Annotated in this window: 15 protein-coding genes; 4 read left to right on the top strand and 11 right to left on the bottom strand. The window is 53.9% G+C overall.

The features are described from left to right. Window positions 1-233 precede the first annotated feature (233 nt). From L6H98_RS25860 to yyaC, 5 genes are all read right to left on the bottom strand, one after another. Window positions 234-2,567: an O-antigen ligase family protein gene (locus L6H98_RS25860; protein WP_236420559.1), complete on the bottom strand. Its 2,334-nt coding sequence runs from the start codon at window positions 2,565-2,567 to the stop codon at window positions 234-236. Window positions 2,568-2,754: 187 nt separating this feature from the next. After that, the gene (locus tag L6H98_RS25855) at window positions 2,755-4,011 is read right to left on the bottom strand and encodes an SAM-dependent methyltransferase (protein WP_236420558.1); all 1,257 of its coding nucleotides are present in this window, start codon (window positions 4,009-4,011) and stop codon (window positions 2,755-2,757) included. Between the two features lie 210 nt (window positions 4,012-4,221). Next, window positions 4,222-4,911 (bottom strand): DUF6483 family protein, encoded by a 690-nt coding sequence (locus L6H98_RS25850; RefSeq protein ID WP_236420557.1) that lies wholly within the window; start codon window positions 4,909-4,911, stop codon window positions 4,222-4,224. 153 nt (window positions 4,912-5,064) lie between these two features. Next, window positions 5,065-5,856, bottom strand: coding sequence for an alpha/beta hydrolase (locus tag L6H98_RS25845; protein WP_236420556.1), 792 nt, complete (start codon window positions 5,854-5,856; stop codon window positions 5,065-5,067). 107 nt (window positions 5,857-5,963) lie between these two features. Continuing rightward, window positions 5,964-6,506, bottom strand: a complete 543-nt coding sequence (gene yyaC / locus L6H98_RS25840) for a spore protease YyaC (RefSeq protein WP_236420555.1) — start codon at window positions 6,504-6,506, stop codon at window positions 5,964-5,966. A gap of 154 nt (window positions 6,507-6,660) precedes the next feature. On the opposite strand from yyaC, the gene L6H98_RS25835 reads away from it, so the two are divergent. Next, window positions 6,661-6,885: a DUF1128 domain-containing protein gene (locus tag L6H98_RS25835; RefSeq protein ID WP_236420554.1), complete on the top strand. Its 225-nt coding sequence runs from the start codon at window positions 6,661-6,663 to the stop codon at window positions 6,883-6,885. 187 nt (window positions 6,886-7,072) lie between these two features. On the opposite strand, the gene L6H98_RS25830 is transcribed toward L6H98_RS25835, so the two are convergent. Beyond that, window positions 7,073-8,083, bottom strand: a complete 1,011-nt coding sequence (locus tag L6H98_RS25830) for an asparaginase (RefSeq protein WP_236420553.1) — start codon at window positions 8,081-8,083, stop codon at window positions 7,073-7,075. Window positions 8,084-8,251: 168 nt separating this feature from the next. On the opposite strand from L6H98_RS25830, the gene L6H98_RS25825 reads away from it, so the two are divergent. The 3 genes from L6H98_RS25825 to L6H98_RS25815 all read left to right on the top strand — a co-directional run bounded on the left by L6H98_RS25825 (window position 8,252) and on the right by L6H98_RS25815 (window position 9,997). Then, window positions 8,252-8,935 carry a phosphatase PAP2 family protein gene (locus tag L6H98_RS25825; RefSeq protein ID WP_236420552.1) on the top strand — a complete coding sequence of 228 codons (684 nt, stop codon included), beginning with the start codon at window positions 8,252-8,254 and terminating at the stop codon, window positions 8,933-8,935. Window positions 8,936-9,114: 179 nt separating this feature from the next. Further along, window positions 9,115-9,522 carry a YtxH domain-containing protein gene (locus L6H98_RS25820; protein WP_236420551.1) on the top strand — a complete coding sequence of 136 codons (408 nt, stop codon included), beginning with the start codon at window positions 9,115-9,117 and terminating at the stop codon, window positions 9,520-9,522. 103 nt (window positions 9,523-9,625) lie between these two features. Continuing rightward, complete coding sequence (locus tag L6H98_RS25815; protein ID WP_236420550.1) at window positions 9,626-9,997, top strand: DUF5665 domain-containing protein; 372 nt, start codon at window positions 9,626-9,628, stop codon at window positions 9,995-9,997. A 26-nt stretch (window positions 9,998-10,023) separates the two neighbouring features. Here the strand turns inward: L6H98_RS25815 and L6H98_RS25810 are convergent, their stop codons facing one another. The 5 genes from L6H98_RS25810 to L6H98_RS25790 all read right to left on the bottom strand — a co-directional run bounded on the left by L6H98_RS25810 (window position 10,024) and on the right by L6H98_RS25790 (window position 14,499). Continuing rightward, on the bottom strand, window positions 10,024-11,034 hold the full coding sequence (locus L6H98_RS25810) for a magnesium transporter CorA family protein (RefSeq protein ID WP_236420549.1): 1,011 nt from the start codon (window positions 11,032-11,034) through the stop codon (window positions 10,024-10,026). Between the two features lie 129 nt (window positions 11,035-11,163). Beyond that, window positions 11,164-11,934, bottom strand: a complete 771-nt coding sequence (locus L6H98_RS25805) for a sigma-70 family RNA polymerase sigma factor (RefSeq protein WP_236420548.1) — start codon at window positions 11,932-11,934, stop codon at window positions 11,164-11,166. Further along, entirely contained in the window at window positions 11,931-12,383 is a 453-nt protein-coding gene (gene rsbW / locus L6H98_RS25800) for an anti-sigma B factor RsbW (protein WP_236420547.1), read from the bottom strand. The genes L6H98_RS25805 and rsbW overlap by 4 nt, the downstream gene beginning before the upstream one ends. 18 nt (window positions 12,384-12,401) lie before the next feature. Then, window positions 12,402-12,737 carry an STAS domain-containing protein gene (locus tag L6H98_RS25795; RefSeq protein ID WP_236420546.1) on the bottom strand — a complete coding sequence of 112 codons (336 nt, stop codon included), beginning with the start codon at window positions 12,735-12,737 and terminating at the stop codon, window positions 12,402-12,404. Between the two features lie 85 nt (window positions 12,738-12,822). Next, window positions 12,823-14,499: a response regulator gene (locus L6H98_RS25790; RefSeq protein WP_236420592.1), complete on the bottom strand. Its 1,677-nt coding sequence runs from the start codon at window positions 14,497-14,499 to the stop codon at window positions 12,823-12,825. Window positions 14,500-14,503: the final 4 nt, after the last annotated feature.

Here is a 14,503-nt window from a genome sequence, read left to right as displayed (position 1 = left end):
ACTTGCGGGTGTTGCGAACCGCACTTCGCATTCCCGCAAGTCAGTTAAAGAGAGCACTTCGTGATCATGTCTTTGCCGTCAAAAACAAAACTTGCATCGTTGATAGAGTACACTTACATAAGCTTTCAATTTCTATCCATAGGGGCTCAGGAAGAAGTAACTGCCCCACTCTCGCTAATTTGGAAACGTTCGATCCAGCGTTCTGATGCTCTTTATGGCAACGACGATAATACCTAGCGCATGTCTGCCATTTTCCAAGTCGAATATTGATTCGCTGCCAGCTGCCGCAGCTGCTCTCCATACATCCGCGCGACTGGTGTCACTGCGAACGAGCGATCGTTTCGTCCTCCTTTTTCCTTCACCTTCTCGACCTGCCATAGATAATGCTCGTACATTCGAACCCCCATGGCCGCACTGTGCCTTGAACGATCCTCCAGACCCAGTGCACGTTCCTGCTTTGCGGCCTGATCCATCCAACGCAAAGCGGATGTCCGAAGCACGGAATCGTACCGGTTGTTTGCAATGGCCCGGGCGAAAAACGAAGCTGCCCTTTCCCCCTCCCCGGAAACAGCGGCGCATCTCCCTAACTCGTAAAGCAGCCGCCAGTCGCCCGAAGCATGGGACAGGCTGTATTGCAGTATATCTTCTGCCTGGCGGACTGGAACGCTTCTGGCCAGCTCCAGGGCAAGATCCGGCATGAACGGGTTAAGGCGCAATGCCGAGAGCAGCGCCTCCCGGCGCATCCCCGCATCGTCTTGGTCCAGTGAAGACCATGCTTGACGATACTGCTGCCCGGCCGAGATATGCCGACCGACAAGCATGCCCGTACCGCCAAGCCACAGCAGCAAGGCGAGCAAGGACGCGACCGCCGGCAACAACGGCTGGCCTGTGCCTGGTCGTCCGCTAACGCTCCGAGACTGCCCGTTTCTCATATCTGGCGCTGCGCTCTTGCGTTCAGCTGCACTCGCCCAAGCCCCAAGCCAAATAAACAGCATCCAGGGCAGCGCATAACTCCAGTCGAAGTCCATGGCTCCATGCAGGATAAAGACCATGAAGGGCGGCACCCAACGGGCCGCGCTGCCCCGAACGCTGCGCAGGGTAAGGCATATCCAGCCGAACACGAGCAGCAGTCCGATCAAGCCCGTGTCGAGGGCAAGATCCAGGGGACCGCTATGCACCTCGCCGCCCACGTACGGCGAGGTCTGGATGGCGCGATATCCGTAGCGCCACGTCTCTCCGCCGTGGCCGGCCCAAGGGGCCGCGGCCCAGTGTTTCAGGGCATCCCGCCACATTTCCAGGCGGGACAAGCCCGTGCCCGCGCCGGCGGCGAATCGCCCGGCGACGGAGCCTGCGGCCAGCGCTGCGGCGGATGCGCACGCCAGCGCCGTGGCCGCCAAGGCGGCAGCGCGCGCCCGTGCGCCGCTATGCCGCAGGCGGTGCAGCAGCAGCGTGCCCAGCAGCGCTGCCGCCCACGCCCCGGCCAGCGCGAGCAGGCCGGGCAAAGGCGCAGGCGCCAGCTGCGCGGCAGCCAGCTGGCGGTACAGCCAGGCCGCGCACGCGAAGGGCGCGGCTGCGGCCAGCAGCAGCGGCAGGCGGGCACCGCGCCGCTGCAGCCCCCAGGCGGCGACCGCGGCGCAGCCGGTCGCCAGCCAGGCGCCGCGCGACTCGCTCAGCAGGAGCGCGAGCAGCGCGGGCATAAGCGGCAGCGCTGCCGCGAGAAGCCGCCCGGCCCGGACAGGCCGGGCGAGCACCGCAGCGGCGGCAGCCAGCCGCTCAAGCGCGTACATGCCGACGACGGCACCGTACGCGTTCGGGTACTGCAGCAATCCGCCGAGCCGGGCGCCGGCGAAGCTTAGTTCGGGGTCAGCGGTGCGCATGACCCCGCCGGGCAGCGGCAGCATGCCGCACACGGCCAACAGGCCGCTTAGCACAAGCACGCCGCCTGCCAGCTGCCAGCCGCAGGCAAACCAGCGCGCGCCGTGCGGCTGTCTGGCCAACATGGCGGCCAGCAGCGCAAAGGCGGCCAGCAGGCTCCAACGGAACATCTCTTCCACGCTCCCCTGCCTGTTTCCGGGGCCTAACCATGCGTGCAGCCCGAACAGCATCGCCAACGCCAGCGGCCAGAGAGAAGTGCGCAGTTCCGCAGAATACATCCACGCCATGCACTGCTGAGCAAATGCAGTCCATTTCAGCTTGCGTCCAGTCCGCTGTCCGCAGCGTCGCATTTTTATCATGCCTTCGTTCACCGAAGTGGCAGCCATGCAAATGATCGTGCCGGCAAGTATAACGATCAACAGCTCATTCACATCTGCCGAAAAAAACAATCCATGCTTCAGGCAAGCAGCCACCAATATTGCGCAGGTCATCCCTCCCAGCAACCATAGGTTAAAATGCTGCAGCACTCCCCGATCCCGTCCCATAAAGAGCCTTCTTCTCTCATCAGCCCCCGGCCGCATCCCCGTCACCTCCTTTTCTGCCCTCATCCAACGCCTGCTCCAAAACCAAAAAGGCGGAAGCCCTGATACAGGGTCTCCCGCCTTATGTCGATAAGATTTTGCTGCGTCCATAAGACGCGTCTGCTTTAACATGCCAGATGGCCAACAAACGATGCTCATTTTTCGCGATGCAGGACCCTTTTCCCAAGTATGCCCGCATTATCGCCGCGATAGACGATGACCGATAAGATTCACCGCTTCTCCATCCTCGCCCCGGCTCATTCCAATGAGATTCCAATCGGCCGAATGCCTTGATGGTCTAACAGTGGTCGCAGCTTCCCGCCTCGGGTTTGCGCTTGCCGGATTCCGCGTCGTCCGTAATCTTTCCCGGTTTATTCCCACCGTCACCGGGCAACAAATCGGCGCAGGCACGCTCCAAATACGGGTCTGCATGAATGAAATCGCGGAATGCCGTATACTCGCTCCACAACGCCTCCGTCTGGCCGGCTTGTCCGCGGACGGCGCGAATCAAGATGTTTTTCGGCGTATGCTCCATATCGATGAATTCGAGCAGCTGCGTTTTGTACCCAAGCAGGTCGAGCAGTTTGGCCCGAATGGCATCAGTCGCCAGCGCCGAGAAACGTTCCTTCAGGATTCCATGCGACAGCAGCGGCTCCATAACGGGAGCTTCGATCTGGTTAAACAATTCATGCTGGCAGCAAGGCACCGACAGAATGACTGAAGCGCCCCAGCGAACCGCCTTTTCGAGCGCAGCATCCGTAGCCGTGTCGCAGGCATGGAGCGTGACGACCATATCGACTTCCTGCAGTTCGTCATAGTCGGCAATATCGCCCACCAGAAACTTCAAATCGCCGTAATGCAGACGTTTGGCCAAATCATTGCAGTGCTCGATTACGTCCGCTTTCAAGTCAAGGCCGATGATGCGCAGCGACCTGCGCTGCTGAATCGACAGATAATGGTACAGCGCAAATGTCAGGTACGACTTGCCGCAGCCGAAATCGACGATCGTCAGCGGCCGTCCTTCCGGCAGATGCTGGATCACGTCCTGCACCATTTCGAGAAAACGGTTGATCTGCCGGAACTTGTCATACTTGCGGGCCAGCACGCGCCCTTCTTCGTTCATGATGCCAAGCTCCACCAGGAACGAAACGGGAATGCCTTCCTCCAGCACATACTGTTTCTTTCGGTTATGCGACAGGTTCGCCGCTGTTTTGGACGGGGATTTGGTCAAAATGGATACCTTATATTTTTTGCTGATCAAAATCTGATAGTCCGCCTCCACCGTGCAGAGCATCCCTTGGCGGAACGTCTCCTCGCACAGTTGAATCATGCGTTCCTCCGCCTCGTCCGGCGTCAAATTTTCATGCAGCACTTTATTGCTATGATGAAATGCGAATTGATAATGCAGCTGATTTTTAATCGACACCGGCTTGACCTGCACTTTGGTAAACGACACGTTGTCTCGTCTGCGCAGCTGGCTCCAGGTCGCCGTGATCAGCGAATTCTGCTCAAAGATGTCATGTATTAGATTTCGCAACGAATCCACGGGGTACATCTCACTTTCGGTTTGGTTTGGTCAACCGTTACCATACCATAATTCCGTTTCCTCTCCAAGTGAAGACCGCTAACAGCCCGCCATGGCAAAGCATTCCGTTTCATCAAGGATGCTCAGGGCGCCATGAACGGTTGTATAGCTCGGGTCGGCCCGTTTCAAGCTCGCTTGATCCAACTTGGGCAGTCGTTCATTTCTCCCGCATAACCTTCCTTACTTGTGCAGCTCGGCGAGTCCCTCTTCCACTTCGTCCCGCGGCAAACCTCCGTTCGCCAATTGTTCATCCTCAAGCTGAATCAAGCGCTCATAAAATGCGATCACGTCGCCACGATAATCCTGCGGCAGTTGTTCCTGGGAACGAAGAATGCGATACCAGCTGTTCTCGGCCAGATCAAACTTTCCCTGATGTTCCCGATATAATGCCAACTGTTTTTCTGTCTTTGGCGGAAGTGCATATTCCTTCGTTTGCTCCAGAATGGCCTCAACCCGTTCAGGTGCGTCCAGCAGCTTTTTGTCCGCACCATGATTCAAGGCATACAGATAAAAATGGAGAACTTTCATGAAACGGATCCATTGTTCATCCTCCGCATCCCGCCGCTCCTGATCATCGATGCCCTCCACTTTGGCCTTTTCCCCGAAAATATGGGCTTCTTCTTCGATCAGCCGTGCCGCTTGTTGCAAATTATCGACTTCTATGACACCGCGAAAGCGGAACATTTCGATCACGTCATCCACCGGAAGGGAGTTCAGCAGCGAAGAGTTCATGCCAAACTGCCTCCGCAGCAATTCATCCAGTTCGGTCAATGCCTCCGTATGTTTGCGCTGTTGTCTAAGCGTAAATGCTTTGCCGATTGCCTCGGTCATTTCCTCCATCATACGGAGCAGATAGTCTTTCCTGAACATCGCGCAGCCCCCTCGTCCATCCCTTGTTCATAATCCGAACCCGACAGGATCGGTCCTTGGTCATTATTGTAATTCATGATTTGCCAAAAAGCCAAAGCCCCCGCAAACCCTTCAAGGGGCTGCGGGGGCTAAGTCAAGCAAATAGTTGCTATTTTATCGGGAAAGCCCTGACATAAATTGTTTAATGACCTGAATCAATGATTCGGGGGCTTCGTACATGCTCATGTGCCCGGCTTCGGCAATGACGTGCTGAACGATATTAGGCTTATCGCTCGTAAACATCCGCTCGGGCGGAACGACGGCATCCTTCTCGCCGGCGACCAGCAATACCGGAAGCGACGCAGCCGACAGCACATCCCTTCGGTCCGGACGCTCCCTCATCGCCATCGCGGCTCCGGCTGCGCCTTGGGGAGGGGTTCGATAACCGATTTCTTTAACGCGCTGAACTTTCTCCGCAAACGACTTGACGTGCTCTGGCGCAAAGAGCCCGGGAACAAGCCCGTCCACGAAGCTTACAATCCCGTCGTTCCGAATCGTCGAGACGGCGCGCAGCCGCTTCTCTTTGGCCTCTTCCCCGTCCGGATATGCGGTGGAATGAACCAGCCCGAAGGCTTGCAGCCTCTCCGGATGCTGCTCGGCAATGGCCAAGGTGACATAACCGCCCATGGAATGGCCAAGCAGGACCGCTTTCTCAATATGCAGCTCGTCCATCAGGCCAAGTACATCGTTACCCATTTGTTCAATCGTATAGGGCCCTTCGGGAGCATCGGTTGCGCCATGTCCACGAAGATCGGGTACAATACAACGATATTGGCGTGCCAGCTCGGGCACCACTTCTTCCCAATAGGATGAGCTGCCGCAGAAGCCGTGCAGCAAAATAAGAGCCTCGCCTTCTCCCTGATCGGCATAACTTATCTTCGTCCCATGACATATCACTTGTTCCAATGTTCGTTCCTCTCCTTCTGCGCGTATCGTTTATGACATCCATTATAACCCATTTCCATGTATTCAAGCTGTTAATCATTAAGCCCCTGAAGGAACGGATGAAACAGCTAACGCCGTCTCGCAGCATCGGCTGCCGCTTCGGCAATCGTTTGGGCCATGCCCATGACCAGGTGAAGCGAAGTCATCTGCAGAATTGAATAGGGCCTGGGACCATTCGCATTGACGACGGCCGCAATGCTGTATTGCCCAACCGGTGGCAGCTTTCCGCCAACCGACTCGGCCGGAAGCAGCGGTTGATCCGAAAGAAAATAGGTATTTATCGCCTCTCTTGGTCCCAAGCAGGCGTCAATCGCAACGATGGCATGATTGGCCGGAATCAGAGCCAGTCTTTTTTCCAGCGTATCGGCATCACAAGGAGATGCCAACGTTCCCACGACATGAGCCATCCCGCGTTCGACGAGATAGGTTCCGGTCAACGGCCCGAGAGCATCCCCTGTGGAACGATCGGTTCCGATGCACGCAAAAGTGACCTCATCCGGTGGATGCTGCTTATAAATATCGCTGAAAAAGAAGAACAGCTCGTTCCCGGGCACTCCCTTGCGGGGATTCCGGCCCTGTCCGCGAATCCATTCCCTTTTATACGTAGGCACTACGCTTCTCTCCTTTGCACATGCATGTTCCGCGATGTTTGTTCTGCCATCCATTGTAACCGAAGCCCAGATTCGCCGCAAAAGCATTGGCCTCCGTCAGCACGTCATGATACAATGACAAGAGCTTTCGATACGGAAGGGATGAACAATAACGATGGATCTGACGCAAGCGAGTGCGGAAAATATCGAATATATGATTGAAGCGATCAAAAACAAACTGCGGATGGCCAGCGGAGCTGCCATGCAGGCCTCTGCCTTCCCGCTGGACAAGTATGAGGATTTGTTTGACCTGTACGAAATGGTCATGGGCAAGGAGCATTTGAGCATCTCCGAAGTGGAGGCCGTTGCGTCCGAGCTCGGAAAACTCCGCAAAGCCTGATCATACCGCACCATTTTCTCACACGATCACAAAATGAGGACCTGTTCGCCCCTTTTATGGGCAAACAGGTCCTCTTGGCATGCAGCGGGGTGCTCAAAAGCAGGAGCATGCTGCTGCGATCAGCAAAAATTTGAACGTTCGTCCGGTGTTTCAACCCTCCCCGCCAAGCCAGCTTTCGATTCTTGCCTTATTTCAGGCCAGTCAGCACAAACTCGGCTTCCGCTCTGCCAACGATAGTCCCGGCGTCATTGCGGATGTCTAATGGGTATGCTTCTGACAGACGGTCGAGCAGCTTTGTGTTGGCATAGCCGATTTGCCGCAGGATGGACTGGACAATCCATGCCCATTCTTCCTCGGAGCCGTCCAGCACCTTAAACGTGATGCCCAGTCTCTCCTTCTTAAGCGCAAAGCCAAATACGCCTTTGAATCCGCCCTTGGCTACGATGTTCTCGTCTTCCAGCAGTACCGAATCCACGCGATCGGTTCCACCCACCATCAATGGATGCTGGTGCATGGCCGACGTGATGGTTTCCACGGCGCGCCGGGTCGCTTCATCCTTGATCAGGTCGGGACAGGCCAGCTTCAAGTATGCTTGGCCGAGTGCCGACAGCGGCAGCGAAAATACCGGAAAGCCGCAGCCATCCGTCCCCAATTTGATGTCATGCTGTTCAATGCCGGCCAACTCGGACAGCGTCTGCAAAATTTCGCGCTGCACAGGATGTTCGGGCTCTGCATAGGTGCCCAGATCCACTTGTTTCATCTGGCTGTACCCCAGAATTCCCAAATGCTTGCCTGAGCAATTATGCAAAATCCGCCGTTTTTCTCCCTGATCCCGCAACCATTGATTCCGGCTCTCTTCATTCAATGGATAGCTTGGGGCGCAAATCAGGCACTCCTCGCCCAGACCGATTTTGTGCGACAATTGCCCCAACACCTGGATGTGTTCAGGCTCTGAGCGATGGGAAGATGCCATGATGGCGATCTCGCGGGCAGTCAGCCCATAGTGTTCGGCCATTCCCGCCCGGATTCCCGGAATCGCCTGAAACGGCTTCGCCGACGAACGGGTAAATGCTCTGAAATGAGGATCGCCCGCCGAGTAAACGACCCGGCCATTCTCATCCGTGATGCTTATGTGTCCATAATGGGCGCATTCCATGACGCCGGCCCGATATTCTTTAATCAACAAAGCACTCTCCATGCGAGTCTCTCCTTTATGCTTTCGTTTCATCTCTGCTTTGCGTCTAAACGCCGCATGGGATATCTTTAGATAGTATAGTACAAATGCGCCGTTTTTACAGTTTTTTTGCGATACCGCACCCCGGTGCCGGGTAACATTTCTCCATTCGACATCAAAGGAGGCGTCACCATGCTCCGCAAAATGTATGCATTTCCGTCAGGCTCTTCGTTTCCGCTGCTTCTATGGGGCGTTTACGCCATTGCTGCCAGCTCGCTGTCCGTCATCTTGATCGCCGCGATCGGAGCCTTGTTGGGAACCGAAACCATTATGAGCTGGGACAATCGCATCCAGCAGCTTTTGTACTTGCATTCGGAATCCCGCCTGCGGCTGCTTCCAACGATTTCGTTGATCAGTTCCCTAGGTTCATTCAAGATCACGACCGTGATCGCAATCGTGTTATTTCTGCTGTTCTTTGGAAAACGCACAGCCCGGTTCCTCATTTATGGATATGCGGTGTTAGGCAGCTTTGCGATGATGTGGATTTTAAATACGGGGCTCAAGTCCATATTTCGGAAAGACAGGCCGGAGCTTGAACATCTGTCGACCGTAACCGGATTCAGCTTTCCGAGCGGACATGCCATGATCGCCATGGGATTTTACGGCATGCTGTTCATCATCTGGGCCATTGAACGCCAGAGGCAGTCCAAAAGCATCCTCCTGCCCATCGCCTGCGGAACGACCTTCATTGCATTGCTTGGATGTAGCCGGATTATGCTGGGTGTTCATTTTCCGACAGACATCATGGCCGGTTATGCTGCCGGACTGGCATGGATGTTGTGCATGACGCAAGGGATCAAGCGGTCACTGTCCTAATCCATTTCGCGGAGGAAGCCTATTTCAGGTAAAGGAGACTCCCTCCGGCTGTTTCATCCCGCCTTCCCCGTGTTTATATACGAGTAAGCCAACGTTGATAGACGATTCGTTGCAATGTCAGACAAGATTGGTTCGTCCCTTTAACGTTATCGTTCAATTTCGAAGAAGGAGTGATTGACATGAATAAAGCTGAAGAACAATATCCTGTACAGAGCGGTTCGACCTTTGCCAAAGGTTTGTTCATCGGGGGCCTGTTGGGCGCGGCGGCTGCGCTCCTGTTCGCGCCAAAACCAGGACGCGAGCTGCGCGGCGAACTCAGCGAAAAAGTCGGCATCGTGACCGACCGTACGAAGGAAGTTGCCGCGGTTGTCAGCGACAAGGCAACCGAGCTGGCCAAAACCGTTTCTTCCAAAACGTCGGACTTGGCCAAAACGGTCAGCCAAGGACGCGACGAGGTCATGGACTCCGTTCGCAAGGCTTCTGCAGACGTTGCCGAGGAAGCAACCAAAGCTACCAGCCAGGTGGCAGCCGCTGCGGAGGATGCGAAGGAAGATACGCGCAAGGAGCTTAATTCGACCAGCATGTAATAATCCTGGAACGAAAGCTACCTCAGCCAGCTGGACTCCAGCTGGCTTATTTCCGTTGCGGAATGCGAAGAAACGATTCGTTGTAGGATGAGGAGGATTAGCGATGAACAAAGTTACGATTAACGGAAAGGCTCCTCGCCATCAGGAGCCAGGCAACGCGCCACGGCTGTATGACACGGCAGATCACCCCTTTGAGCTGAGACATGAAGTCAAGAAGCTGAACACACGGTTGGACCAAATTGCGGACAGTCTCGAAAAGTCCCAGATCAAAGATATCATTGAAAACTACTCCAATCCGAAAAAACGCATCATCACCAATTTTACCGCCGGTTTATCCCGGGGGCTCGGGCTTACGCTCGGCACGTTTGTGTTTCTGGGTCTGCTTGGCTTGATCCTGAGCCAGTTTGTGAACATGCCGATTATCGGGCAATACATTGCCGATCTTCTCAGTTACATCGACGATTACAAAAAGTAATTGCAAACCTCCTGCTCCTCCCGACCTTAACGGCGTTTATCGGTATCCTCCGCCGTGGGTCGGGAGGATTCCCCTTTCAGCAAATCTCCCGTCCATCCTCTCATCATCATCCATCCGTACATCCCTGCCATGCTGGCCAAAATGAGCGCAATGATCAAAACGACTCCCCAAGTTTTATCGATGAAAGGCAAATTTTCAAAGTTCATGCCCCACACAGCTCCCGCTACGGTTGCCGGCGTGCAAACCGAAGTCACGATCGTCAGCGTTTTCATAATTTCATTTCCGCGTATGCCTGAAGCCGCATTGTCGATGGAAATCAAGGTGTCTATCTCCTTTTCGTAATGCTTGAACAGGCCATCCATTCGTTCGACCCGGTATGCCAATTGGCGAAAGAATCGACTCTCTTCCAGCTCCTCCAGAAAGGCCTCCCTGGATGCAGCGATCAACTCTGCAAAAGGGATAAAATGGTTGCTCCAATATAGCAGTTCAAAACGTGCAGCAAGGATCTGGTCCATTAAAGTTCGGTTGTTGCGCGATTCCATTTTGCGTTCCAACCCGCGCAGGTTCATTTCGAATTGATCCATCCCGACATGGTAATAATGCAGGATCGCCCTGAACAAAATGAACATGCCTTCCCGTGCATCCTTGGCTTGCTGCAGCATCGCTGCACGTTCGCCGGTGCACATGATTCCCCTGGTGTTATCGTCCAAATTGAGCGTAAACAGCCTGCCCCGATCCATATAAAAATACATTTGGTACTCCTGACGCTCGCTGGCTCTCTCATTCTTGACCGCATACAACAACGATCCGAAAATGACCGGTACTGTTCCATTCATGAAACGGACGGACAAATAGTTGGATTTTACTTCGGGAATTTTGCGCAGCCAGTGCTGCATCTCGGGATATATTTCAATGAGATCGTCCAATGCATCCCGCAAGCCGTCCTCGTCTGTAGCAACCCAATCCCACCACTCCCAGTTGTTCGAAAAAAATTGCCTGTCCCGCCTGAATTCCGGCTTTGCCTTCTCCTTGTTCATACAATCACTCCCGTATCGCATTCCTGTTCGTTCATCGGTTTGCAGCTCCAAAAAGGACACGCTTCCATGATGCGGAATGACGTGTCCTTTCTTATACCCTCCATCTCGCCAACTGTGCAAACGCTCTGGTCACAGCGGTGTGTTGGACATGATTTGTTTTAATTTTTCGGTCGCCCTCTTCTGGATCCGAGAGACGCTCATCTGGGATACACCCAGCTTCTGCGCAATGGCCCGCTGCGACTGTCCATCCTGGAATGCCAATATCAATACTTTCTGCTCCTGCTCTTTCAGTTGTCCCAGTGCCTGCTGCAGGTCCATGCGTTTCTCCACGGAATCGAAGTCATTGGCATCCGTGCTGATCAGCTCGCCCAACGTTGCCGCGCTCTCGTCTTGGGACAACGGGGAATCGAGAGATACATAGTGGTAACATTCCCGGCCTGCCAACACTTCGATGGTTTCCTCGGGAGACAAATCGAGATACTCCGCAATTTCCTCCACGCTTGGCGATCGCTCCATCTTGACGGTCAACTCATCGATCGCATGTTGGACCAAGGCACCTTTCTCCTTAATCCGCCTTGGAACCTGGATGTACCACGACTTGTCCCGCAAATAGTTTTTCATGTGCCCGATCATGCTCTTCATGGCATACGGTTCGAAAGGCACGCCCAAATTGATATCGTATTGCTGCAGCAACCGAATTAAAGCCATTTGTCCCGTCTGATACAGATCCTCATACAGATCAGGGCGGTTTCGCGCGATTTTTCCGGCCGCCATTTTGACCATCGGTTCGTATTTGCGGACAAGGACGGTTGCGATCTCGTTATCCTTGGTCTGCTGATATTCCCAGATCAAACCGACGGATTCAGACATGGACTCTGGAGGAGTCACTTTTTCGCTCATACTTTCTCCTCACTTCTTGCAAGGCGTTTGACAAGGATGACCTTGGTGCCTTTCCCCGCTTCGCTTTCCACGCTTACGTCATCCATTAGGGCCTGCATCAAATAAAAGCCGAGGCCCCCTACCTGAGCATCCTCCAGATGCGTGTTGTGAAGGCCTGCGCGCGAAACAGCCGGGTTTACGTGAGTAAAGCTTTCTCCTTCGTCTTTGACCGTGATGGCCAGCTTTTCCTGATCCACTTCAAACACAACTTCGACCATGCCGCCCTCATGCGCGTAGGCATACAATACGGAATTGTTGCACGCCTCGGATACGGCTACCTTCATATCTTCAATATCCTCGTAAGAGAAACCCATTTTGGACGCCACGCCATAAAGATTCAACCTTACGATATCAACATACTCAGCCGTCGCAGGCAAATTTAAAGTAATTCTCTGAACTTCTGCATTCATTCCTTTTTCGATCCTTTCCTATTGGAGATTCTTCTGGGAAACAAAGAACTTGGCAATGCCCGTCATATCGAACAGCTTCTGAATCTGCGTCGGAACGTCCCGTACCTCGAAACAACCTTTGCCGTGCCGTGCCTTCAATACCGATAACAGGATACCGATCCCCGTACTGTCGATGTAGTTCAAATCTTTCATGTTGATGATCAAGTCCTGATCCTGGTTCACGACCAGCGGTTCCATCACCAGGCGAAATTCAGGAGCAACCGACAAATCCAGTTCACCCGTCAAATAAACGGTGCATACGCCATCCTGTATCTCGGTTCTTGCATTAAATTTCTCGTTTTTATTTGTATTCATTAGACATCTCTCTCCTGATTAATGGTTTCCTTACCTAATAACCGAATTGCGGCCGGATGAAACAACCTGTCCAATGGAAAACAATTCAATTCGCTTGGTTCATCGCCGATGCGGCTGTTTCGATCTTCAAACGTTGTTCCTGAAATCGGGACAGCTTCGTTCTCACGCTCCCTAGTTTGACAGGCTTGCTGATATAATCGTCCATGCCGGCATTGAAACAGCGCTGCTGAACTCCTTCCATCACGTTGGCCGTCATGGCAATGATGATCGGCTGTTTATCCCGTGGCACCGTTTCCCGGATCCTTCGGGTGCATTCCAGCCCGTCCATAACAGGCATCTGCAGATCCATGAATACGTAGTCGTATCGGGGAGAAGCCTGAATCATGTCCAGCGCCTTTTGCCCATTCTCGGCCACTTCGGATCGCAGGCCTATTTTACTGAGCATAACGGACATCAACTTCAAATTGATCGGATGGTCGTCGACGATGAGCACAGCAGGATGCATCTCATCCTTTCGTACATCTTCCATCCGGTCTTCGCCGCCTGCCACGAACGATTCGTCTTCTTCATAACGACGCGCGCTAATCGTGAATACGAACGTAGCTCCCCGTTTCTCAGCCGTGTCCAGATAGCGGATGCTGCCGCCCATCATTTCTACCAGCGTTTTGCAAATGGCAAGGCCAAGTCCCGTCCCCCCATATTTCCGCGTCATAGATGTATCCAGCTGCGAAAAAGGTTGGAAGAGCAGCTCGGCCTTATTCGGTGCTATGCCGATTCCAGTATCCTTCACCGCAAACTCCAGCGTAATCCCTTGGTCTGACTCTTCATTGACTGACACGATGAGGTAAATGCCGCCTTGATCGGTGAATTTGACCGCATTGGCGATGAGATTCATCAACACCTGGCGAAGCCGGGCCATATCGCCTTGAATCAGTTTGGGTACGGCGTCGTCTATGAAGTAATCCAGCTCCAGATTTTTTTTGCCGGCTTCCGCAGTGAAAAATTCAAACACTTCGCGCACGCAGGAAAGCAGCTCGAACGGGTGCTCCTCCAGCTCCATTTTGCCGGAATCCATTTTCGTAAAATCAAGAATGTCATTGATGACGGTGACGAGGGTGTCGGCGCTGCGCCGTATAATCCCCGCATATTCCTTCTGATCTTCCTTCAACTCGGTTTCCATCAACAGATCCACCATGCCAATGACTCCGTTCATGGGGGTGCGAATTTCATGGCTCATCATCGCGAGGAATTCCGTTTTGGCTTTCGCGGCGATTTCAGCCTCCTCTTTGGCGCGAACCAGCTCTTGGTTCATTTGTTCGAGTTCCATCGTTTTCTGGTGCAGCAGCATCGTCTGTGTTTTCAACCTTTTGTTCGAAATGAACATTTCTACGAATCCGTCAATTTTGGACTTCAAAATTTGCGGGATGAACGGCTTCACCATGTAATCGATCGCTCCGGCAGAGTACCCTGCAAACAGATGCTCGGCTTCCCTGCTGTTGGCGGAAATGAAAATAATCGGCACATCCTTGGATTTATCCCTGGCTTTAATCAGCCGGGCCGTCTCGATCCCGTCCATCCCAGGCATCTGCACATCGAGCACGATGACCGCGAATTCGTCCTTTAGCAAGCAGCGAAGGGCTTCTTCTCCGGAAGTTGCCTTAACCAGGCTATACCGCTCCGACTCCAGAACCGCCTCCAGCGCGAGCAAATTCTCGGGGCGGTCATCTACCAATAAGATATGGATTGGTTCTTTGAGCCCCATCGTC

This window comes from Paenibacillus sp. JJ-223 (assembly GCF_927798175.1).
In the GTDB taxonomy this organism is placed as follows: Bacteria; Bacillota; Bacilli; order Paenibacillales; family Paenibacillaceae; genus Paenibacillus; species Paenibacillus hubeiensis.
The sequence above is the reverse complement of the archived record's forward strand: the minus strand, read 5'-3'. Positions and strand labels throughout refer to the sequence as shown.

Bases quoted from the DNA above. Each gene is read 5' to 3' on its own strand.
- L6H98_RS25860 (WP_236420559.1), bottom strand. From the start codon at position 2,567: ATGGACGCAGCAAAATCTTATCGACATAAGGCGGGAGACCCTGTATCA.
- L6H98_RS25855 (WP_236420558.1), bottom strand. From the start codon at position 4,011: ATGTACCCCGTGGATTCGTTGCGAAATCTAATACATGACATCTTTGAG.
- L6H98_RS25850 (WP_236420557.1), bottom strand. From the start codon at position 4,911: ATGTTCAGGAAAGACTATCTGCTCCGTATGATGGAGGAAATGACCGAG.
- L6H98_RS25835 (WP_236420554.1), top strand. From the start codon at position 6,661: ATGGATCTGACGCAAGCGAGTGCGGAAAATATCGAATATATGATTGAA.
- L6H98_RS25830 (WP_236420553.1), bottom strand. From the start codon at position 8,083: ATGGAGAGTGCTTTGTTGATTAAAGAATATCGGGCCGGCGTCATGGAA.
- L6H98_RS25825 (WP_236420552.1), top strand. From the start codon at position 8,252: ATGCTCCGCAAAATGTATGCATTTCCGTCAGGCTCTTCGTTTCCGCTG.
- L6H98_RS25820 (WP_236420551.1), top strand. From the start codon at position 9,115: ATGAATAAAGCTGAAGAACAATATCCTGTACAGAGCGGTTCGACCTTT.
- L6H98_RS25815 (WP_236420550.1), top strand. From the start codon at position 9,626: ATGAACAAAGTTACGATTAACGGAAAGGCTCCTCGCCATCAGGAGCCA.
- L6H98_RS25810 (WP_236420549.1), bottom strand. From the start codon at position 11,034: ATGAACAAGGAGAAGGCAAAGCCGGAATTCAGGCGGGACAGGCAATTT.
- L6H98_RS25805 (WP_236420548.1), bottom strand. From the start codon at position 11,934: ATGAGCGAAAAAGTGACTCCTCCAGAGTCCATGTCTGAATCCGTCGGT.
- rsbW (WP_236420547.1), bottom strand. From the start codon at position 12,383: ATGAATGCAGAAGTTCAGAGAATTACTTTAAATTTGCCTGCGACGGCT.
- L6H98_RS25795 (WP_236420546.1), bottom strand. From the start codon at position 12,737: ATGAATACAAATAAAAACGAGAAATTTAATGCAAGAACCGAGATACAG.
- L6H98_RS25790 (WP_236420592.1), bottom strand. From the start codon at position 14,499: ATGGGGCTCAAAGAACCAATCCATATCTTATTGGTAGATGACCGCCCC.